Here is a 21,027-nt window from a genome sequence, read left to right as displayed (position 1 = left end):
GGGGTCTGGGGTCTGGGGCCCGGGGACTGGGGGCTGGGGTCCGGGGACTGGGGTCTGGGGTCTGGGGTCTGGGGGCTGGGGTCTGGGGTCTGGGGTCTGGGGGCTGGGGGCTGGGGTCTGGGGGCTGGGGTCCCGGTCCGGGGTCCCGGTCCGGGGTCCCGGCCGCCGGGCGCCGGGCGGACGGGGGAAGGACGGCGGGGTCCGGCGGTCCCTGCCGCCGGCCGTGCGGCGGGCTGACGGTGGGGCCTGGTGGGGCTGGCGGGGTCCGGCCGGGGGCTGGCGGGGTCCGGCCGGGGGGCTGGTGGGTGCTACCGCCAGCAGTGGGGCGGGTGGTGGGCCGCCCGGGGACGTTCCGGACGCCAGGACGGGACGCCGGGCGGTTCCTGCCCCGCGGCCTGCGCCTGGCGTGCGGCCTGCGCCCGCCGGGCCAGTACCGCGCACAGCACCGCGGTCAGCGCGGCCAGTTCCTGATCGCCGGCCCGGCCGCGTTCGATGCGCAACGCGAGGGCCCGGGCGCCGGGTTCACCCATGTCCGCTCCTCTCCACTGCGGCCACCGTGCCCCGCCGCGCTGCAGGGCGGCCTCAGTTCTGCTCGAGAACCGCTCGGGCGGGCGGCCGGCGGCCCCCGCCCGCCCGGGCGGGGCGTGAGCTGGAGCGACGCGGGAGAGCGGGCCGGGGCGGGGGCGGCGCACCGGGCCGGCCCTCGACGGCGGCTCGGAACATTCCCGGGCGGAGGCTGCGGTTCCTCTGGAAATCAAACCGGGTGGTCTCTATCTTTTGGGCCTCCGCAGACCATCTCCGATCTCGTTCTGGGGGAGCGATGACCGCGAGCACGTTTGGCACCGTAAGACCGTCGGCCGAGCAGCCGGCGGCACCGGCGGCCCTGCCGCACTCCTCACCGGCCCCGGGCCACGGGCCCTGGACCTCCACCGTCCCCAGCGAACTGGTGCACCGGGCGGCCGTCGCCGAGGTGATGCTCACCGACTGGAGGCGCCTGGCCGAGACCCGCTTCACGATGAGTGCGCAGTGGCCGCGGGGCCACAGCTTCTTCACCCCCGTCGGCGGGAGCCACCACGACCCGCTGATCGCCGCTGAAACGATCCGCCAGGCCGGTGCCCTGCTCGCGCACGCCGAGTTCGGCGTCCCCTTCGGGCACCAGTTCCTGCTGGAGGAACTCACCCTGGCGGTCGACCCCGGCCGGCTGCGCGTGGGCCGGGCGCCGGCCGCCCTCGACCTCGACGTCACCTGTACCGAGGTCAGCAGGCGCGGCCGGCGGCTGGCGGGCCTGCGCTACGAGACGGTCCTCCTGCGCGAGGGACGGCCCGCCGGCCGGGGCCGGATCACCTTCAGCGTCGTCGCCCCGGCCGTGTACCGGCGGCTGCGCCCCGAACGCGTCTTCACCCCCGGACACACCCCGATCGCGCTGACGGCCCCCATCGCCCCGCAGAGCGTGGGACGGCTCTCCCCCGCCGACGTGGTGCTCTCACCCACCGCCGAACCCAACCGGTGGCAGCTGCGGGCCGACACCCGCCACCCGGTCCTCTTCGACCACCAGGTCGACCACGTCCCGGGCATGGTCCTGCTCGAAGCCGCCCGCCAGGCCGCCACCGCCGTCCTGGACAGGCCCGCCATCCTGCCGCTGCGCCTGGCCGCCCAGTTCACCAAGTACGCCGAACTGGACCGGCCCTGCCTCATCGACGCCCTGCACCTGCCCCAGAACACACCCGGCGAGGCGGACACGGTCCTGGTCATCGGCCACCAGGACGGCGACCCCGTCTTCAGCACCACCCTGACCGCCGCACCCGGCACCTGACACCACCCACCCCACCCCCCGGGGCCCCCGGGCCCCGGCCCCGCGCACCTGACACCACCCGCCCCGACCCCCGGCCCCGCGCGGGGAAGCGGAGAACGGCGGCGCGCCCTCCCCCCACGGCCGCCCGCCCCGCACAGCACCACCGCCCCACACTCCAGCGCTCCCCCCACGGCCGAAGGGCAACCACACCCTTCGGCCCCACGCACCCATGCCACCGCACCCCTCCGCCCACACCCGTCCGCCACATCCGTCCGCCACATCCGTCCGCCACATCCGTGCGCCCGCAACCGGCCGCCCGCTCCAGCCACATCCGCCCGCAGCCGCCCGCATCCGGACACGCGCAGCCGGCCGCCCGCTCCAGCCACATCCGGACGCCCGCAGCCGGCCGCCCGCTCCAGCCGCATCCGCTCGCAGCCGCCCGCATCCGGACGCGCGCAGCCGGCCGCCCGCTCCGGGCACCTCCGTCCGCATCCGCGCGCACAGCCGTCAGCCCGCATCCACGCGCGGCCGGGCACCCGGGTGGGTGTGCGGCCGGCGGGGCGGTGAACGGCGCACCCGGCCGGTCCGCCGCCCCGCCGGGTCAGGGCAGCCGGCCAAACGCCTCACGGCTGGTGGTCCGCCACCCAGACGGCAAACGGCCGGTCAGACGCAGCACCGTGTCCCGGACACCGGCCCCGGCCCCGGCCCGCTGGCGCTCCGCACCCGCCGGCAGGGCCTCAACAACCTCCCCCGGAAGGGCGCTTCAGGGCAGCCGGCCAAACGCCTCACGGTGATCCGCCGCCCAGACGGCGAACGGCCGGGACGGACGGCCGGTCAGACGCAGCACCGTGTCCCGGACACCGGCCTTGGCCCCGGCCCGCTGGCGCTCCGCACCCGCCAGCAGGGCCTGCACAATCTCCTGCGGATGGCGCTGAAGCAGGCGGGCGCGGGCCCGGGCCACGGGCAGTTCCTCGAAGCGCAGCGGCCGGCCCAGCAGCCGGCCCAGCTCGGCGGTCTGCTCGAGAGCGGTGACCGGCCGCGGTCCGGTCAGCGTGTGGACCCGCCCCTCGTGCCCGTCCTCTGTCAGCGCGCACACCGCCGCGGCCGCGACGTCCCGCGGGTCCACACACGCGTTGGCCGACGTCCCGTACAGCGCGCGCACGACCCCCTCACCGGCGACCGACCGCGCCCAGGACAGCGAGTTGGACATGAAAGAACGCGGACGCAGCACCGTCCACCGCAGCCCGCACTCCCACAGCAGCTCCTCATTCGCGCGCTGCCAGCACGTGATCAGATCGTCGGCACCCTCATCCTCGACAGCGGCCGCGGACACCTTCACCACATGCCGCACCCCGGCCGCCCGCGCCGCACGCACAAAACGCACGTCATCCCCGGCACCCACCCGGCTGGTAAGCAGGAACGCACGCACCACACCTTGCAGCGCACGCTCCAGCGACACCGGATCCCCGAAGTCACCGGCCACGACCTCCCCGCCCGGCACCGTCACCCGGGACGGGTCCCTGGCCATCACCCGCACCGCCACAGACCGCGGCAGCAGGCGCACCACCTCCCGCCCCACCGTCCCCGTAGCACCCGTCACAAGAATCACCACAACCCCCTCCCCGGACACGACCCGAACCCCCTCCCCGGACACGACCCGAACCCCCTCCCCGGACACGGCCCGAACCCCTTCCCCGGACACGGCCCGAACCCCTCCCCCGGACACGACCCGAACCCCTCCCCCGGACACGACCCGAACCCCTCCCCCGGACACGGCCCGGACCCTTCCCCGGACACGGCCCGGACCCTTCCCCGGGCACGGGCGGGGCCCGGGTGCCGCAGCAGCCGCCCCGGCCTCCTGAGACGGAACCGGACACCACCTGTAAGATACATACTGGGCGGTTTTTTTGTGGGCCGTCCCGAGACTTGGCAGCAGCGATCTTCAAGGACCGGGAGGCCCCCGCCGTGGTGAAACAGGACCGTGCCATCCGCACCCGCCGGACCATCCTCGAGGCAGCGGCGAAAGTGTTCGAGGAACGCGGCTACCAGGCCGCGACCATCGCCGAGATCCTCCACACCGCCGGAGTGACCAAGGGCGCCCTGTACTTCCACTTCGAGTCCAAGGAACAGCTCGCCCAGGGCGTACTGCACGAACAGGACCAGCAGTTCGTCATCCCCGCCCGCACCTGCAAACTGCAGGAACTCGCCGACGAGGTCCTCCTGCACGCCTACCGCCTCCAGCGCGACGCCATGGTCCGCGCCGGCGTCCGGCTCACCATGGACCAGCACGCCGAGGGCCTCGACCGCAGCGGCCCCTTCCTGCGCTGGAGCCAGATCTGCCGCCACCTCCTGGAAACAGCCCGCGCCCAGGGCGAACTCCTCCCCCACGTCAGCCCCGCCGTCACCGCCGACATCGTGGTCGCCACCTTCGCCGGCGTGCAGTCCATGTCCCAGACCGTCAGCGACTACCAGGACCTCAGCCAACGCAGCACCGCCCTGCTGCGCCACCTCTTCCCCAGCATCGCCGTCCCCTCCGTCCTCGCCTCACTGGACCTGTCCGAACAACGCGGCGAAACCGTCCACAACGAAATCCGCCACCGACACAAAACCCAGCCCACCACCACCAGCTGACCACCCCCCACACCCGCCACCCGCCACCGCCAGCCGCCCGCACCCACACCCGCACCCGCCACCCGCCACCCGCCACCCGGCCACCCCCGCACCGGCCACCCGCACCCGCACCGGGCCGCCACCGTCAACCGGCCGCCCCCGCCCCCGTGCCGGCCGCCCGCTCCGCCGGCTCCCACGGCCCGCACCCGAAATACCGCACCAGCACCTCCTCAAGCCGGGCACCGTCCCCGCCCCCGCCCGCGCCCCCTCCCCCCTGCCCGGCACCACCCGCCCACGCCACATAACCGTCCGGCCGCACCAGCACCGCATCACACGCCACCTCCCCCACCGGGTTGGCCCGCACCACCCGCACCACACCCGCCCACGCCCCCGCCCGCCGCGCATACCCCCCACTCCGCTCACCAAAGAGCAGCAACAGCCACCCGCCCGCCCGCAGCAGCGCCACCACATCCGTCGGCCCACCCGCCGTCACCACAGCCACATTCGGCAAAAACCTCCCCTCCCAACCCGCCCCACCCCCCACACCCGGCGGAAGCACCACATCCTGACCACTGACCAGATCACTCAGATACCGGCTCTCCCCACCGCCGGCCACCAGCCCCGCGAACACCGCCCGCAACGCCTCCGCCTCCGGCCGCGCACGCATCAACGCCAACTGCGCCAACGTGCACTCGATCACCCGCAAAGCAGCCGGACGCCGCTCCTGGTCATACGTATCCAGCAGACCCGCACCCGCACGGCCCCGCACCGCCAACGCCAGCTTCCACCCCAGATTCAGCGCATCCTGCACCCCCAGACTCAACCCCTGCGCACCCACCGGAAAATGCAGATGCGCCGCATCCCCCGCAAGAAAAACCCGCCCCCGCCCAAAACACTCCGCCAGCCGCGCGAAATCACTGAACCGGCTCAGCCACCGCACCCCCCCGAACCCCACCTCCCGCCCCGCAATCCGCGCCACCTCCCCACGCAACTCCCCACCCGTCGGCGCCACACCACGCCCCACATACGCACCCGAACAGTCGAGCGTCCTGACATGCGCACCCACCCCCGGGACATCATGAACGACAATCCAGCCCCGCTCCGTGCGATGCCACCCCTCCCCCAAACCCCTCTCCCCCTCCCACCGCACCACCCCCGACAACCCCGACACCGTCGCCCCCCACGAACGCGACACCACACCCCCCAACTCCCGCACCACACCACGCCCCCCATCCGCCCCCACCAGATACAGAGCAGTGCACTCCAGAGACCCGAACGGCCCCTCCGCCAAAACCCGCACACCACCCCCGTCCTCAAACACCTGCGTGACACGGTGTCCACGCAACACCCGCACCCCCACCCCCCGAGCCCGCCGCTCGAACACCCGCTCAAGATCAGCCTGCGGCCGCCGCAACACCGGCCCCGGCTCCGACGCCGAAGCCCTGATAACCAGCCCCGGAACCCCACCGAAACGGAAAGGCACCTCCACTTCCGCAGCACCCGACACCCCCCGCGGCACAAGCTCCGCAAAATACCCCCGCCTCGCCAGACCCTGCAGAGCCCTCGCATGCAACACCCTCGCCTTCGGCCGATCACAGACCGAGCCCCGCACCTCCAGCACCACCGTGCGCACCCCCCGACCACCCAGCTCAGCCGCCACCAACAACCCCACCGGCCCACCACCAACAACCACAACCTCAGCACGCAGAGAACTCATCACCACAGAACCTCCCCTAGGCCTCTCAGCGTCACGCCACAGCCAGCAGCGCGCCCCAGCCACCGACCCGGCCACAAGTACCGACAACCGCGAAATATACCGAATAGACGGTTCTTCTCAAGACCCCCACACCACCCCTGCCCAGCAAGCACGACCAAGACGCCCACACCGTCGAGCACCGAGCATTCCGAGCACGATCGAATCCAGAACCTCTCACCGGACGGCCTCTCCAACGAGTCACGACACAACGCCGGAAGGACCGGACGCCGACAAGAGAGGTGAGGGAGAGGTCTCCAGGACCTGGCTGCAAGGTGGCCGTCGCCGGCTCCCCACCGGGTATTGAAAGCTCGAACATGCACCCATGCAAATGACGCAACACGCCGGCATCAGAACCGCTTCAACGCAAGGTGCCTCGACCACAGCACCGCCTACGGTCTGCGGACCTTCTCGTGCAGCAGCAGCCGGTTCCAGAGCTGGTACTAACGGGTTGTCGAGCCCGACGGGCACGGCGCGGAACGCCACCAGCAGCACTCTCGGCACAACATCAGGAGGCTGGGCAGTCGCTCCAGCCAAACCGGTCCCGCCGTCCTCCCCGGGCCGCCATACGAACGGTGCCGCCGTCGCATCGCACCAGCAACCGGCGCGACGGGAAAGTGACTCACCAGCGGCCCGGCGGAGGAAGCCATCAGCTCACTGCCTGCTTCACCAGAGCGGCGATCCGCTCCTCCACCTCCGACGTGACCTCGGTCAGGGCGAAAGCGGCCGCCCACATGCTGCCCTCGTCCAGGTTCGCGTTGTCGCTGAACCCGAGCGTCGCATAGCGCGCCTTGAACTTCGCCGCGCTCTGGAAGAAGCAGATCAGCTTGCCGTCCAGCGCATAAGCCGGCATCCCGTACCACAGCTTCGGCGCAAGCTCCGGCACGCTCGCCAGGACCATCGCATGGACACGCTCGGCCATCACCCGGTCCGAGTCCTGCATCTCAGCGATCTTCGCAAGCACATCCTTCTCCGCCAACGCCGCCTTGTCCGCACGCGAACCGCGCCGCGCCGCTGCCTTCTGCTCCTTGGCATGGTCCTTCATCGCGGCCCGCTCCTCGGCCGAGAAGCCCTCATACGTGCTCTTCTCCGTACTGCTCATGTTCCCTCCAGCAGCCCGTCGGTCACGCCCGCCCGAGCCGATACGCCTCGACGAGCACGGTCATGCCTTCCAGTACAACACCCCTCACGCCCACGCCCCTTGACACTCGCTCAAGAGACACTCAACCCAAACCCGTACCCAAGCCCAGGCTGGTCCTCGTCGGCCTGGATCTCGTGCTGCGCCACACGCGCTACGGCAGGAAGGTCTTCGCGCTGGGCGGCGGTGTCGAGGCGGCCCGTCGCGCCGGCATCGGTGTGGTCGCGATCCGCATCTCGGTCTTCATGGTCTCCGGCACGATGGCCGCGGCGGGCGGCCTGTTCCTCGCCTCACGCATCGCCTCGGCGAGTCAGTCGTCGGGCTCCGGCAACCTGCTGATGAACGTCATCGCCGCGGCGGTCATCGGCGGCACGAGTCTGTTCGGCGGCCGCGGCAGGACCTGGTCCGCCCTGCTCGGCATGCTCGTCATCCAGTCGATCGCCTCGGGCATGGCGCTCATGGGCCTCGGGTCCGCCATCCAATTCATGATCACCGGTGGCGTACTTCTCGTCGCGGTGGTCATCGACACGCTCTCGCGGCGCTCGCAGGTGGCCCATGGGCGTGTCTGACAGCGCGCGGCGGCTGCGGTGACTCGGGGGTTCGAGCGGCCCGACTGATCGACCCGCGCAGCGAGGTGTGCCCGAAGGTCGCCGCCTCGTACGGCAAGTGCACGGCCGTCGGACGGGGCAGCACGGTCAGTCCACCACCAGGACGACCTCCAGGGTCCGGGGCCCGTGGACGCCTTCGACCCGGTCGAGTTCGATGTCGCTCGTGGCGGACGGGCCGGAGATCCACGTGGACGGGCGGGTGGCGTCGAGGCGGGGCAGGGCCTGTGGGAGGGAGGCGACCATCTGGCCGGGGGCGTCTACGACGCAGATGTGCAGGTCGGGGATGAGGGTGAGGGCACGACGGCCCTGCCCCGGGCCGGCGTCGAGGACGACGGTGCCTGTCTCCGCGACGGCCAGGGCGCAGCCGGTGACCACGGCGTCGGCGGAGTCGAGCTCGGCCGGGGTCAGGGGGACGTCGTCGAATCGTTGCCGGGCCTCCGAGTCGGCGAGCCATGCGCCGGGAAGACCGGGCGGCACGACGACGGTGGCTGCGCCGTGGTCGGCGAGGAGCCTGCCGATGAGTGCCGGAAGGCCCTGCCGGGTGCTGCGGTGCACGCCCGCCCGGTAGTCGGCGAGGTTCTCGTGGAGGAGGTCGAGCACCGAGGCCGGATCGTCGGGTGTGTGGCTCACCAGATAGTCGCGCGTGACCTCGGGGGCCTCGGGCGCGTCGGCGAGGGCCCTGCGCACTCTGCCCAGGACACGGTCGCGGGAGGAGGACGGAGACGTCATGCGTGGTTCTTCTTCCACCAGTCACGGAAGGGTTCTGCGGGCATGTCCGGTAGGTCACGGCTGTTGGTCCACTCACGCGCTCCGGGGCCGGGGAGCCGTTTGGGATGCAGCTTCCGCGTTCTGGAGGCGAGGCGTTCACCGGCGGTGAGGGCGGCCGGGTGGTCGAGGAGCCAGGTCGCCGTCCGTATCGCCGCCTTCTCCAAGCGGTGTCCCCTGCCGCCCTGGTCGGCGACCTTCTCCCTCAGGTGGACCAGGACTTCGGGGATGTCGATGGCGACCGGGCACACCTCGTAGCAGGCGCCGCACAGGGACGACGCGTACGGCAGTGACGCGTCGAGTTCTGTGGCGGTGCCCCGGAGCTGAGGTGTGAGGATGGCGCCGATGGGGCCGGGGTAGGCGGAGCCGTAGGCGTGGCCGCCTGCCCGCTCGTACACCGGGCAGACGTTCAGGCACGCCGAGCAGCGGATGCAGCGCAGCGCCTGGCGGCCGACCTCGTCGGCGAGGGTGTCGGTGCGGCCGTTGTCCAGCAGGACCAGGTGGAAGGTCTTCGGGCCGTCCCCGTCGGTCGTACCCGTCCACATCGTGGTGTAGGGGTTCATCCGCTCGGCGGTGGACGAGCGGGGCAGGAGCTGGAGGAAGACCTCGAGGTCGCGCCAGGTGGGGATCACCTTCTCGATGCCGACCACGGAGATCAGGGTCTCGGGCAGGGTCAGGCACATGCGGCCGTTGCCCTCGGACTCCACGACGACCAGCGTGCCGGTCTCGGCGACCATGAAGTTGGCGCCGGAGATCCCCACCTTGGCGCGGAGGAACTTCTCGCGCAGGTGGAGCCTGGCCGCTTCGGCCAGTTCGGCGGGCCTGTCAGTGAGGCCCTCGGGCGCCGGGCGGCCCCACTCGCTCATCTCGGAGCGGAAGATGTCCCGGATCTCGCCGCGGTTGCGGTGGATCGCCGGTACCAGGATGTGCGAGGGGAGGTCCTTGCCCAACTGCACGATCAGCTCGGCGAGATCGGTCTCGTAGGCGCGGATGCCCTCGGCTTCCAGCGCCTCGTTGAGGCCGATCTCCTGCGTCGCCATGGACTTGACCTTGACCACCTCACTCTCGCCGGTCGCCTTCACCAGGTCCGCGACGATCCGGTTGGCCTCTTCGGCGTCGGCGGCCCAGTGGACGGTGCCGCCCGCGGCGGTGACGGCCCGCTCGACCTGCTCCAGATGGGTGTCGAGGTGGCGCAGTGCGCGGTCCTTGATCTGCTTGCCGGCCTCGCGCAGCTGTGCCCAGTCGTCCAGTTCGGCGACCGCTCCCGCACGCTTGGCGCGGATGGTGTGCGTCGCGTGCCGCAGGTTGCCGCGCAGTGTCGTGTCCCGTACGGCGTCCCGTGCCGCCTTGGGAAAGGACGGCATTCCCAGATACGTCCCACTCATCGCAGGGGCTCCTCTTCCGTGCTCGCGAGAATCTCCGCGAGGTGCAGTGCCCGCTGCGGCGCGTCCTGGCGGCGCAGCATGCCGCCGATGTGCATGAGGCAGGAGTTGTCGGCGCCGCACAGCACGTCCGCGTTCGTGGACAGGGCGTTACGGATCTTGTCGTCGCCCATCGCCTCGGACACGTCGGCGTTCTTCACGGCAAACGTGCCGCCGAAGCCGCAGCACTCCTCGGCGCCCGGCAGCTCGACGAGTTCCAGCCCCTTGACCGCTTGCAGCAGTCGGCGCGGCCGGTCGCCCAGGCCGAGCACGCGCAGCCCGTGGCACGAGGGGTGGTAGGTGACCGTGTGGGGGAAGTAGGCACCCACGTCCGTCACCCCGAGCACGTCCACCAGGAACTCGGTCAGCTCGTAGACGTGCGGCACGAGGGACGCGGCGGCGCCGGCCAGTTCCCGGCCGCGGCCCTCGGCCAGCGCCTTTGCGCCGATCCGGGGGTAGTTGTCGCGGACCATGGCGACGCAGGAGCCGGAGGGGGTGACGACGTGGTCGTAGCCGTCGAAGGCGCGGGCCATGCGGCGCACCAGTGGTTCGGTCGCGCGCCGGTAGCCGGTGTTGTACTGCGGCTGGCCGCAGCAGGTCTGGGCGGCGGGGAAGTCCACCTCGACTCCGAGGCGCTCGAGCACCTTGACGGTGGCGATCGCCGTGGACGGGTAGAGGGCGTCGTTGACGCAGGTGGCGAAGAGGGCTACGCGCATCAGGGCTCCGTTCGGGCAGGGGTGAGCCTGGCGGCTGCCGCGTCCCAGGCTGCGCTGTGGCCGCGTGGGGTGTAGCGCCTGAGGTGTTGGGTCGAGGCGATGAGCCGGCGCATCGCTGCCAGGTCGGCCACCAGTCCGGCGGCTCTGGCCTGGACGAGGATGTTGCCGAGGGCGGTGGCTTCGGTGGGCCCGGCGATGACGGGCAGTCCGGTGGCGTCGGCGGTGAGCTGGCAGAGCAGGTAGTTGCGGGAGCCGCCGCCGACGAGGTGGATGTGGGTGATGTCGCGGCCGGCGAGTTCGGCGGCCTGCCGCAGGGTACGACGGTGGGCCAGGGCCAGGCTCTCCAGGATGCAGCGGACGACGGCCCCCTGGTTGCCGGGGACGGGCTGGTCCGTGCGGCGGCAGTGGTCCCGGATCCGTTCCGGCATGTCGCCGGGGGCGAGGAACTCGGGGTCGTCCGGGTCGATGATCGCGCCGAACGCCCTGGACCGGGCGGCCTCGGCGAGGAGTACGGGGATGTGTGTGGGCAGACCCTGCGCTTCCCAGGTCCGGCGGCACTCCTCCAGCAGCCACATGCCCATGATGTTGCGGAGATAGCGGACGGTGCCGTCCACGCCCAGCTCGTTGGTGAAGTTCGCGGCCCGGGAGGCCTCGGTCAGGACCGGGGCGTCCAGTTCGAGGCCGGCCAGGGACCAGGTGCCGCACGAGATGTAGGCGAAGTGCGGTTCGGTGGCCGGGACGGCGGCGACGGCGGAGGCGGTGTCGTGCGAGGCTACGGTGACGACCGGAGTGCTCGCGTCGAGACCGGTGTGGGCGGCGACGTGCGGCAGGAGGGTTCCGGCCGGGTCGCCGGGGTGGCGCAGGGGGGGCAGCAGACCGGGCTCGATCGAGAGCCGGTCGAGGAGTTCTCCGGACCAGGTGCCCGTGCGGGCGTCGAAGAGGCCCGTGGTGGAGGCGTTGGTCGCCTCCGCCCCGATGGTTCCGGTCAGCCAGTGGACCAGCAGGTCCGGTATCAGCAGCAGGGTGCGGGCAGCGTCCAACTGGCTGCCGCCGGCCGCCGCGGCGAGCTGGAAGACGGTGTTGAACGGCAGGTGCTGCAGCCCGGTGACCTGGTACAGCTCCTCGGGCCCGACGCGGGGCCAGACCCGCTGGGCGGCCTCGTCGGTGCGGCTGTCCCGGTAGTGGTACGGGGTGCCGAGGAGTACGCCGTCGGCGTCGAGGAGCCCGTAGTCCACCGCCCACGTGTCCACTCCGATGGAGACGACCGATCCGGCCCTGGCGGCCTCCCGCAGTCCGTCGACGGTTCCCTGGAAGAGCGCGAGCAGGTTCCAGTGCAGTCCGTCGGGCAGGCGTACGGGGGTGTTGGGGAACCGGTGGGCCTCGGTCAGGTCGAGGTTGTCCGGCCCGACCCGGCCGAGGATCACCCGTCCGCTGGTGGCCCCGAGGTCGACCGCGGCGAACGCCGAGGGGAAGGCCGAGGAGGCCGGGGTGGTGGTCACGTGGTGTTACCTCCGCTGTGCGCGGCGAGGAGTGGTGAGGCGATGAGGGGTGAGGCCATGGGGTGATCAGAACGGGCGCGAAAGCGCGGCCGGGGGCGGCACGCGGATGAGCGCGCCCCCTACGGCTTCGGGGCGCCGGCCCGTGCTGCGCCCTGATGCCGCCGCGCAGGTGGCACCGGCATCAGGGCGGGCTTCCGGGTCAGCGCAGGAAGGCCGCGGCGACTCCCGCGTCCACCGGGATATGCAGCCCGGTGGTGTGGGTCAGGTCGCCGCCGGTGAGGGCGAAGACCGCGTTCGCCACGTGCTCGGGCAGCACCTCGCGCTTGAGCAGCGTGCGCTGGGCGTAGAACTCACCCAGGTTCTCCTCCTCCACGCCGTACACGGCGGCCCGCTTGGCACCCCAGCCGCCGGCGAAGATGCCGGAGCCGCGGACGACTCCGTCGGGGTTGACGCCGTTGACGCGGATGCCGTGCTCGCCCAGCTCGGCCGCCAGCAGCCGCACCTGGTGGGCCTGGTCGGCCTTGGTGGCGGAGTAGGCGATGTTGTTGGGGCCCGCGAACACGGCGTTCTTGGAGGCGATGTAGACGATGTCGCCGCCCAGCTTCTGCGCGGTCATCACCCGGGCGGCCTCGCGGGAGACCAGGAAGGAGCCGCGGGCCATGATGTCGTGCTGGAGGTCCCAGTCCTTGGCCGTCGTCTCCAGCAGCGGCTTGGAGATGGAGATGCCGGCGTTGTTGACGACCAGGTCGACGCCTCCGAAGGCGAGTACGGCCTCGGCGAACGCGGCGGCGATCTGCTCCTCGCTGGTGACGTCCACGGCCACGGCCACGGCCTTGTCCGACCCGCCGAGTTCCTCGGCGACGGCCGCCGCGCCCGTGGCGTCGAGGTCGGCGACGACGACGCAGGCGCCCTCGGCGACGAGGCGGTGGGCGATGGCCTTGCCGATGCCGGAGCCGGCACCCGTGACGAGCGCGACGCGGGTGGCCAGCGGCTTGGCCGCGGGCATCCGCCGCAGCTTGGCCTCCTCCAGCTCCCAGTACTCGATGCGGAACTTCTCCGACTCCTCGATGGGGCTGTAGGAGGAGACGGCCTCGGCGCCGCGCATGACGTTGATCGCGTTGACGTAGAACTCGCCGGCGACCCGGGCGGTCTGCTTGTCCTTGCCGAAGGAGAACATGCCCACCCCCGGCACCAGGACGATCGCGGGGTCGGCGCCGCGCATGGCCGGCGAGCCGGGGACGGCGTGCCGCTCGTAGTACGCCTGGTACTCGGTGCGGTACTCGGTGTGCAGCTCCGTCAGCCGGGCGGTCGCCTGCTCCAGCGGCGCCCCGGCCGGCAGGTCCAGGACCAGCGGGCGGACCTTGGTGCGCAGGAAGTGGTCCGGGCAGGACGTGCCCAGGGCCGCGAGACGCGGGTGTTCGGTGCGGGAGAGGAAGTCCAGCACCGCGTCGGAGTCCGTGAAGTGGCCGACCTGCGGCAGGTCGGCGGACGCGATCGCGCGGACGTACGGGGCGAGCGCGGCGGCACGGGCGCGCCGCTCCTCCTCGGGCAGCACCCGGTAGCCGTCCGTCACCGGGCCGAACGGTTCGGGGCGGCCCTTCTCGGCGAGGAAGGCCTCGGCGGTGCGGATGATGTGCAGCGAGTTGGCCTCGCACTCCTCGGAGGTGGCACCCCACGCGGTGACACCGTGGCCGCCGAGGACACAGCCGACGGCCTGCGGGTTGGCCTCCTTGATCGCGGCGATGTCCAGGCCGAGCTGGAATCCGGGCCGCCGCCACGGCACCCACACGACGTTGTCACCGAAGCATTCGGCGGTCAGCTTCTCGCCGTCGGCCGCGCAGGCCAGCGCGATGCCGGAGTCGGGGTGCAGGTGGTCCACGTGGGCCGCGTCGACCAGGCCGTGCATGGCGGTGTCGATGGACGGCGCGGCGCCGCCCTTGCCGTGCAGGCAGTAGTCGAACGCGGCGACCATCTCGTCCTCGCGCTCGACGCCCGGGTAGACGTCCTTCAGGGCGTGCAGCCGGTCCAGGCGCAGCGCGGCCAGTCCTTCGGCCTTCAGCGTGCCCAGGTCGCCGCCGGAGCCCTTGACCCACAGCAGCTCCAGCTCGCCACCGGTGACAGAGTCGGTGGTGGTGCCCTTGGCGGACGTGTTCCCGCCCGCGTAGTTGGTGTTGCGCGGGTCCGAGCCCAGCCGGTGCGAGCGCGCCAGGAGCCCGGCGACTTCGGGATGAATGGCGGAGGCCATGATGATCTTTCCTTCGGGATGAGTTGACGACGGAGGATGTCCGAGGTCGCGCGGCGCCCCGGAGCGGCGGCTACGCGCCCCAGCCGGCCTGCTCGCCGCCCACTCGTTCGGCGGCGATCCGCTCCTGCCAGCCGCCAGCGCGGTAGGCGGCGATCGGGTCGGGGTTCAGGCCCTTCTCCTCGCGGATCTGGGCCAGCAGAGGCCGGACGTCGGTGCTGTACGCGTCCATCAGGACGGCGTTGGCCGCCAGGACGTCGCCCTCCTCCTGGGCCGCGGCCAGCGCCTGGTCATCGACCAGCAGGGCCTTGGCGGTGGCTTCCTGGACGTTCATCACCGAACGGATGATCGCCGGGATCTTCGCCTCGATGTTGTGGCACTGGTCGAGCATGAAGGCCACGCCGGCGGCGGGTTCCAGGCCGCCGTTCTTGATCACCTCGTGCATGATCCGGAAGAGCTGGAAGGGGTCGGCGGAGCCGACCATCAGGTCGTCGTCGGCGTAGAAGCGGGAGTTGAAGTCGAAGCCTCCCAGCTTTCCCTCGCGGAGCAGGAGGGCCACGATGAACTCGATGTTGGTACCGGGCGCGTGATGGCCGGTGTCCACGACGACCTGTGCCTTGTCACCGAGCTTCAGGCAGTGCGCATAGGCCGTGCCCCAGTCGGGGACGTCGGTCGTGTAGAACGCGGGCTCGAAGAACTTGTACTCCAGGAGCATCCGCTGGCCCTCGCCCAGGCGCTCGTAGACGGCCTGGAGGGCCTCGGCGAGACGGTCCTGTCGGGCGGCGATGTCGTCCTGGCCGGGGTAGTTGGTGCCGTCGGCGAACCACAGCTTCAGGTCGCGGGAACCGGTGGCGTCCATGATGTCGACGCACTCCATGAGGTGCGCGAGCGCCTTGCGCCGCACCCCGGCGTCCGGATGGCAGACACTGCCGAGCTTGTAGTCGTCGTCCTGGAAGACGTTGGCATTGATGGCGCCCAGTTCCAGGCCCTGGCCCTTCGCGTGCGCGGCCAGCGCCGCGTAGTCGTCCACCTTGTCCCAGGGGATGTGCAACGACACCCGGGGGGTGACGCCGGTGAACTCGTGCACCTTGGCCGCGTCGTCCAGCTTCTCACGCGGGGTCCGCGGCACGCCGGGCTGCGCGAACACCTTGAAACGCGTTCCGGAGTTGCCGTAGCCCCAGGAAGGCGTCTCGACCCGCTGGTTGGCGAGTGCGGTTTTCACGGCAGTAATGTCAGGCATGTCCACCTCTGGATGCGCAAGCTGCCCCGTCGCGGGGGACTTGTAATGACCTGGTCGTGTGAATCGATTCAGGCTGCGCCAGAAACTAACCCCTGCCGCAACCCCCGTCAAGGGCCCTCGTAGGGCTTGGCCCACCTGTTGCCGAATCGCGGCCACTCAGAACCCCAACAGGCTTTTCGCCTCGCTAGTGTGCAGATCACCGCCGTTTCAGAGCGCCGCGAACCACCTCGTCGCGAACTTCGGACGACTGTGTGGCCCGCAGACCCTTGACGTCCCGGACAGGCTGAAGCTAGCTTCCCGGCAACCCCATTGAAACATTTCACAGCGGGGTTTCCGCTGGGCTCACGTACTGGAGAGAACCCATGACTCATCCCGAACCGGAGACCACTCCGGTGCTCGCCCTGGAGGGAGTGAGTAAATCCTTCGGCGCCGTCCGGGCCCTGCGTGGCGTCCCGCTGCGGCTGTACGCGGGCGAGGCCCATGCCCTGGCGGGCGAGAACGGCGCCGGCAAGTCCACCCTGATCAAGACCCTCGCGGGCGTGCACCGGCCGGACACCGGCACGGTCCTCCTCGACGGCGAGCCGGTCGACTTCCACAGCCCGGCGGACGCCCGCGACGCGGGGATCGCCGTGATCTACCAGGAGCCGACCCTCTTCCCCGACCTGTCCGTCGCGGAGAACATCTTCATCGGACGGCAGCCCCGCCGCTCCCTGGGCCGGGTGGACCACCGCACGGTCAACAAGACCGCGACCGAACTCTTCGCCCGCCTCGGTGTCACTCTCGACCCCGAACAGCCGGCCCGCGGCCTCTCCATCGCCGACCAGCAGCTGGTGGAGATCGCCAAGGCCCTGTCCTTCGACGCGCGTGTCCTGATCATGGACGAGCCGACGGCGGCACTCACCGGCAGCGAGGTCGCCCGCCTGTTCCGCGTCGTCAAGGCACTTCGCGAGCAGGGATCGGCGGTGCTGTTCATCTCGCACCGCCTGGAGGAGATCTTCGAGCTGTGCCAGCGGGTCACCACCCTGCGGGACGGCGCCTGGATCGCCAGCGAGCCCCTCGCCGACCTCGACGAGGACGCCCTGGTGCGCCGCATGGTCGGCCGCGATCTGGAGGAGCTCTACCCCAAGCAGGAGACCCGGATCGGCGAGGTCGCGCTCAGCGTGCGCCGGCTGACCCGCGAAGGCGTGTTCGCCGATGTCTCCTTCGACGTCCGCCGCGGCGAGATCCTGGGCCTCGCCGGTCTGGTCGGGGCGGGTCGCAGTGAAGTGGCCCGGGCCGTCTTCGGCGTCGACCGGTTCGACGGCGGTGAGGTCGAGGTGCTCGGCCGGAAGCTTCCCGCGGGAGCTCCGAGCCTGGCCATGGCCGCCGGTCTCGCCCTGGTGCCCGAGGACCGCCGCGCCCAGGGCCTGGTGATGGACATGTCCATCGAGCGGAACATCGGGCTCACCGGCTTCGCGGCCACCTCCCGGGCCGGACTGATGAACCGGCGGGCCGAGCGCAGCCGCGCCGTGGACTGGGCGACCAGGCTCCAGGTGAAGTACGCGCGCCTGGCCGATGTCGTGGGCACGCTCTCGGGCGGCAACCAGCAGAAGGTCGTACTGGCCAAGTGGCTGGCCACGGCTCCTCAGGTGCTGATCGTGGACGAGCCGACCCGCGGTATCGACGTGGGGACGAAGGCAGAGGTGCACCGTCTGCTGTCCTCACTCGCCGCCGACGGCGTGGCGGTGCTGATGATCTCGTCCGACCTGCCGGAGATCCTCGGCATGGCCGACCGGGTCCTGGTCATGCACGAGGGCCGGCTGACCGCGGAGATCCCCCGGGCGGAAGCGACCGAGGAGACCGTGATGGCAGCCGCTACCGGCCGCACCGACCAGGGGAGGAAGGCGGCATGACCACGACCGTCGAGCCGGTGCGCCAGGAAGTCGCACCCGAGTCCGTCGCCGCGCGGCGGCTCATGGACAAGATATTCAAGGCCCGCGAACTGGCCGTGATCGCCGTGCTGGTGGTGATGCTCGGCGCGACCCAGCTGTCCAACTCCGAGTTCCTGTCGCAGCAGGGCATCAGGGACCTGATGCTCAACGCGACCATCCTCGTGCTGGTCGCGATCGGCCAGGCGATGGTGGTGATCACCCGCAACGTCGACCTGTCGGTCGGCTCCGTGCTGGGCATCTCCGCGTTCGCCGCGGGAATCTACCTGAAGGACGGCGGCCACCCGCTCGTCGCCGTCCTGCTGGCCGTGGCGGTCGGCGCGCTGTTCGGCGTCGTCAACGGCGCACTGGTGAGTCTGGGCAAGGTGCCGGCGCTGGTGGTGACCCTGGGCACTCTCTACGTCATCCGCGGCATCGACTCCATCTGGGTCGGCTCCCGCCAGATCACCGCGAGCGCCCTGCCCGACGGCTTCGTGGACTTCGGCAGCAACGGCATCTCCGTGGTGCCCTACCTCGCACTGCTCACTACCGCGGTCCTCGTCGTCGTGGCCTACTATCTCCGCAGCTACCGCAGCGGACGGGACATGTACGCGCTGGGGTCCAACCCGGAGGCCGCCCGGCTCGCCGGTGTCCCGATCCGGGCCCGCATCATGACGGCCTACGTGGTCTGCGGGGCTCTCGCGGGACTCGCCGGCGCCCTCTACCTCGCCCGGTTCGGCAACGTCGACTCCAACACCGGCAACGGGTACGAGCTCATCGTGGTCAGCGCCGTTGTCGTCGGCGGCGTCGCCTTCACCGGCGGATCGGGCACCGTGTACGGGGCCGCGCTCGGCGCCGTACTGCTGACCTCCATCAACGGTGTGCTCCCCGCCCTCGGCGTGAGTTCGGTCTGGGTCACCGCCATCAACGGCTTCCTGCTGCTGCTCGCCATCGCCGTCGACCGGATCCTGGCGCTCAGAGTCTCCGGAGCCCTGCGCAAGAAGGCCGCACAGTCGAGGAGTGCCCGTCATGCCTGACACCACCGTCAAGTCCCCCGTGCTCTCCCGTCTCGGCGGCGCGGTGCGCTGGGACACCTCGGTCGGCGTTCTGCTGGTCGTCCTGCTGGTCTGTTCGTTCTCCTTCGTGGAGAACTTCGGCAACGCCCTGAACGTGTCGTTCCTCATCGGCAACACCCTGCCCATCGCCCTGATCGCCCTGCCGATGGCGATGCTCGTGGTCTCCGGCGAGGTGGACCTCTCGGTGGCCTCCACCGCCGGCCTCTCCAGCGCCGTGATGGGCGCGCTGTGGAACGCCGGCATGGCGATCGAGACGATCATCCCGATCTGCGTCCTGCTCGGCGTGGTGTGCGGCCTGGTCAACGGGTTGCTCGTCACCCGGCTCGGACTGCCCTCGCTGGCCGTCACCATCGGCACGCTCGGCGCCTACCGGGGCATCGCGCAGATCGTGCTCGGCTCCGACTCCGTGACCGACTTCCCGGCTCAGTACCTGGACTTCGGCGCCGGCCGGTTCGGGGACACGTTCCTCCCGTACGCCGTCGTCCCCTTCGTCATCCTGCTGGCGATCGCCGTCGTCGTGCTGCATGCCACGCGCTTCGGGCGTTCGCTGTTCGCCATCGGCTCCTCCGAGGAGGCCGCCCGCTTCGCCGGCGTCCGGGTCAAGCGGCTCAAGCTGGCCATGTTCGTGTCCACGGGCGTGATCTCCGCCCTCACCGGTGTCTTCTGGACCCTGCACTACGCCAGCGCCCGCTACGACAACGCCAACGGACTGGAACTGTCCGTGATCGCCGCGGTGCTGCTCGGCGGCATCGACTTCGACGGCGGCAAGGGCACGCTCGGCGGCGCCGTCGCCGGTGTGTTCCTGCTCGGCACGATGCAGAACGTCATGAGCCTGCTGAACGTCACCGCCCAGTCCCAGACCGTGGCGACCGGGGTCCTCCTGGTGATCTCCGTTCTCGCTCCGCGGATCGGCCGCCAGATCTCCCAGGCACGGGCCAGGGGGAGAACGGCCGCTTCCCCACCGCTGACGGCCCCGTCCTCATAGTCCTTCTCTCCCAGCCCTCTCCGGCCCGCTCGGCCAGCCCTCTCCGGCCCGCTCGGCCGGCGCTCCCTCCCGCACAGGTAAAGGAACCTCCCATGTTCGGCACCACCGCCAGATCGCGTCGCCTGACCCTCGCACTCGCCACCGTCACCGCCCTCGCTCTGGGTGCCACCGCCTGCGGCGGCGGTACCACGAAGGACGACGCGTCCAAGGACAGCGGCAGCGCGGCCGCCGGCAAGGCCGACCCCAATGCGGAGACCAAGAAGGGCCTCACCGTCGCCTTCCTGCCCAAGCAGGTCAACAACCCCTACTTCACCACCGCCGACAAGGGCGGCGAGAAGGCGCTGCAGGAACTGGGCTCCACCTACAAGGAGGTCGGCACCAGCAGCGGCACCGACACCGCCGGTCAGGTCAGCTACGTCAACACCCTGACCCAGCAGCAGGTCGACGCCATGGCCGTCTCCGCGCAGGACCCCGGCGCCCTGTGCACCGCGCTCAAGCAGGCCATGCGCAACGGCGTCAGTGTCGTCACCTACGACTCCGACACCAACAAGGACTGCCGCCAGGTGTTCGTCTCCCCGGCCTCGGCCGAGGACCTCGGGCGCACCCAGGTCGAGCTGCTGGCCGAGCAGATCGGCGGCAAGGGCGAGATCGCGATCCTGTCCGCGGCACAGACCGCGACGAACCAGAACGCCTGGATCGAGATCATGAAGGAGACGCTGAAGGACCCGAAGTACAAGGACATCAAGCTCGTCAAGGTCGCCTACGGGGACGACGACGCCCAGAAGTCCTTCCAGCAGACCCAGGGCCTGCTGCAGGAGTATCCGAACCTGAAGGGCATCATCTCCCCCACCACCGTCGGCATCAAGGCCGCCGCCCAGTACCTGTCCGGCTCCAAGTACAAGGGCAAGGTCAAGCTCACGGGCCTCGGCACTCCGAACGACATGCGCGCCTACGTCAAGAACGGCACCGTCGAGGAGTTCGAGCTGTGGGAGCCGGCCAAGCTGGGCTCGCTCGCCGCGCACGCCGCCGTCGCCCTCGAATCCGGCCAGATCACCGGCAAGAAGGGCGAGAGCTTCACCGCCGGCGACCTCGGGAAGGTGACTCTCGGTGCGGACGGCGTCGTCTCCCCGGGTGAGCCGACCGTCTTCAACAAGACCAACATCGACGAGTACGACTTCTGACCCGCACGACAGTCGTGGGGGGGGGGGGGGGGCGCGGGCGCGGCCCGCCGCGCCCCGGGGGGCGGGGGCGCGCGCGGGGGTGGGTGTGTGGTGG

Annotated in this window: 16 protein-coding genes and 1 pseudogene; 7 read left to right on the top strand and 10 right to left on the bottom strand. The window is 71.2% G+C overall.

Features of this window, described 5'->3' with window-relative positions:
- Positions 1-308: 308 nt before the first annotated feature.
- Entirely contained in the window at positions 309-530 is a 222-nt protein-coding gene (locus tag ACFWR9_RS25245; protein WP_383845979.1) for an acyl-CoA carboxylase epsilon subunit, read from the bottom strand.
- Positions 531-820: 290 nt separating this feature from the next.
- On the opposite strand from ACFWR9_RS25245, the gene ACFWR9_RS25240 reads away from it, so the two are divergent.
- Positions 821-1,813, top strand: a complete 993-nt coding sequence (locus ACFWR9_RS25240; RefSeq protein ID WP_383845977.1) for a ScbA/BarX family gamma-butyrolactone biosynthesis protein — start codon at positions 821-823, stop codon at positions 1,811-1,813.
- Between the two features lie 742 nt (positions 1,814-2,555).
- Here ACFWR9_RS25240 and ACFWR9_RS25235 read toward each other — a convergent pair.
- Positions 2,556-3,401, bottom strand: coding sequence for an NAD(P)H-binding protein (locus ACFWR9_RS25235; RefSeq protein WP_383845987.1), 846 nt, complete (start codon positions 3,399-3,401; stop codon positions 2,556-2,558).
- A 356-nt stretch (positions 3,402-3,757) separates the two neighbouring features.
- Here ACFWR9_RS25235 and ACFWR9_RS25230 point away from each other — a divergent pair, with 356 nt between their 5' ends.
- A complete protein-coding gene (locus ACFWR9_RS25230; protein ID WP_383845985.1) occupies positions 3,758-4,423 on the top strand; it encodes a ScbR family autoregulator-binding transcription factor in 666 nt (221 codons plus the stop codon).
- 124 nt (positions 4,424-4,547) lie between these two features.
- On the opposite strand, the gene ACFWR9_RS25225 is transcribed toward ACFWR9_RS25230, so the two are convergent.
- A complete protein-coding gene (locus ACFWR9_RS25225) occupies positions 4,548-6,119 on the bottom strand; it encodes an FAD-dependent monooxygenase (protein ID WP_383845975.1) in 1,572 nt (523 codons plus the stop codon).
- 685 nt (positions 6,120-6,804) lie between these two features.
- Positions 6,805-7,257 carry an iron chaperone gene (locus ACFWR9_RS25220; protein WP_383845973.1) on the bottom strand — a complete coding sequence of 151 codons (453 nt, stop codon included), beginning with the start codon at positions 7,255-7,257 and terminating at the stop codon, positions 6,805-6,807.
- Positions 7,258-7,406: 149 nt separating this feature from the next.
- Between ACFWR9_RS25220 and ACFWR9_RS25215 the strand changes: the two are divergent.
- Positions 7,407-7,862: pseudogene (locus ACFWR9_RS25215) on the top strand (sugar ABC transporter permease); the annotation flags it as partial.
- A gap of 126 nt (positions 7,863-7,988) precedes the next feature.
- Here the strand turns inward: ACFWR9_RS25215 and ACFWR9_RS25210 are convergent.
- The 6 genes from ACFWR9_RS25210 to rhaI all read right to left on the bottom strand — a co-directional run bounded on the left by ACFWR9_RS25210 (position 7,989) and on the right by rhaI (position 15,784).
- Positions 7,989-8,630, bottom strand: a complete 642-nt coding sequence (locus tag ACFWR9_RS25210) for a lactate utilization protein C (protein ID WP_383845971.1) — start codon at positions 8,628-8,630, stop codon at positions 7,989-7,991.
- Positions 8,627-10,051, bottom strand: coding sequence for a LutB/LldF family L-lactate oxidation iron-sulfur protein (locus ACFWR9_RS25205; protein ID WP_383845969.1), 1,425 nt, complete (start codon positions 10,049-10,051; stop codon positions 8,627-8,629). Before ACFWR9_RS25205 ends, ACFWR9_RS25210 begins: the two co-directional genes overlap by 4 nt.
- Positions 10,048-10,803: a (Fe-S)-binding protein gene (locus ACFWR9_RS25200; protein WP_383845967.1), complete on the bottom strand. Its 756-nt coding sequence runs from the start codon at positions 10,801-10,803 to the stop codon at positions 10,048-10,050. Before ACFWR9_RS25200 ends, ACFWR9_RS25205 begins: the two co-directional genes overlap by 4 nt.
- Complete coding sequence (locus tag ACFWR9_RS25195) at positions 10,803-12,302, bottom strand: rhamnulokinase family protein (protein ID WP_383845965.1); 1,500 nt, start codon at positions 12,300-12,302, stop codon at positions 10,803-10,805. Before ACFWR9_RS25195 ends, ACFWR9_RS25200 begins: the two co-directional genes overlap by 1 nt.
- Before the next feature lie 199 nt (positions 12,303-12,501).
- Positions 12,502-14,547: a bifunctional aldolase/short-chain dehydrogenase gene (locus ACFWR9_RS25190; protein ID WP_383845963.1), complete on the bottom strand. Its 2,046-nt coding sequence runs from the start codon at positions 14,545-14,547 to the stop codon at positions 12,502-12,504.
- Between the two features lie 70 nt (positions 14,548-14,617).
- Positions 14,618-15,784 carry an L-rhamnose isomerase gene (gene rhaI / locus ACFWR9_RS25185; RefSeq protein WP_383845961.1) on the bottom strand — a complete coding sequence of 389 codons (1,167 nt, stop codon included), beginning with the start codon at positions 15,782-15,784 and terminating at the stop codon, positions 14,618-14,620.
- A gap of 362 nt (positions 15,785-16,146) precedes the next feature.
- Between rhaI and ACFWR9_RS25180 the strand changes: the two genes are divergently transcribed.
- From ACFWR9_RS25180 to rhaS, 4 genes are all read left to right on the top strand, one after another.
- Positions 16,147-17,676: a sugar ABC transporter ATP-binding protein gene (locus tag ACFWR9_RS25180; RefSeq protein WP_383845959.1), complete on the top strand. Its 1,530-nt coding sequence runs from the start codon at positions 16,147-16,149 to the stop codon at positions 17,674-17,676.
- Positions 17,673-18,728 carry an ABC transporter permease gene (locus ACFWR9_RS25175; RefSeq protein WP_383845957.1) on the top strand — a complete coding sequence of 352 codons (1,056 nt, stop codon included), beginning with the start codon at positions 17,673-17,675 and terminating at the stop codon, positions 18,726-18,728. The genes ACFWR9_RS25180 and ACFWR9_RS25175 overlap by 4 nt, the downstream gene beginning before the upstream one ends.
- Positions 18,721-19,752 (top strand): ABC transporter permease, encoded by a 1,032-nt coding sequence (locus ACFWR9_RS25170; RefSeq protein WP_383845955.1) that lies wholly within the window; start codon positions 18,721-18,723, stop codon positions 19,750-19,752. The genes ACFWR9_RS25175 and ACFWR9_RS25170 overlap by 8 nt, the downstream gene beginning before the upstream one ends.
- Positions 19,753-19,844: 92 nt before the next feature.
- Entirely contained in the window at positions 19,845-20,933 is a 1,089-nt protein-coding gene (gene rhaS / locus ACFWR9_RS25165) for a rhamnose ABC transporter substrate-binding protein (protein ID WP_383845954.1), read from the top strand.
- Positions 20,934-21,027 lie beyond the last annotated feature (94 nt).

This window comes from Streptomyces sp. NPDC058534 (assembly GCF_042717365.1).
Lineage (GTDB): Bacteria > Actinomycetota > Actinomycetes > Streptomycetales > Streptomycetaceae > Streptomyces.
The sequence above is the reverse complement of the archived record's forward strand: the minus strand, read 5'-3'. Positions and strand labels throughout refer to the sequence as shown.